This is a genomic window from Paenisporosarcina sp. P5_A11 (assembly GCF_056400705.1).
In genome coordinates this window covers 1-547 of sequence record NZ_JBFUKT010000399.1, presented here as the reverse complement: position 1 = coordinate 547, position 547 = coordinate 1, and the positions used below count along the sequence as shown (strand labels likewise).

Below are 547 nucleotides of genomic sequence, written 5' to 3'. Positions count from 1 at the left end.
TCGTGAAACAAGAGAATCAAGACGTGATGAAGTTCCTTCTTATCAACAAGAAGCACCAAGAAGAGAACAACAAACTTCACAACATGAAGATACATTAGACATTCCTACGTTCTTACGCAATCGTCAAAAACGTAACTAAAGTATCAAACTAAAGCCCATTTCTTGTAGCGTAATTGCTACTTGAGATGGGCTTTTTTTGTCGTAGATTTTTTTGTGAAATAAACAAGAAATGACATGTTTTGCGGTGGACAAGTGATACCGTATTTGTAGGAGGTGAGAAAATGTATGCTGAAGTTTTGATTTCGATTAATACCCTCATCAACTTTTCATTGCTTTCTTTTTCAAACAAAATGGGTTCATTTCACCAAAAGTCTTGGCGTTTATGGCTAAGTGCTTTTCTAGGTGGATTTTGTATCGTGTTATTTGGTGGGGGGTTTTTGTCTATAGTAGCTACTTTTGTGTTCATGATGACAATTGCATTTGGATTAAATCGTTCAAATTGGCTCTTAGCTGCAGGAAACACTTTAATTGCTGCTTTGTTTGCTGG

The 547-nt window shown here is 36.2% G+C and carries 1 protein-coding gene; it reads left to right on the top strand.

Annotated elements, in window-relative coordinates; genetic code table 11:
* Window positions 1-281 precede the first annotated feature (281 nt).
* On the top strand, window positions 282-547 hold a 266-nt coding region (locus AC1DOS_RS20500), incomplete at its 3' end, for a sigma-E processing peptidase SpoIIGA (RefSeq protein WP_477538955.1).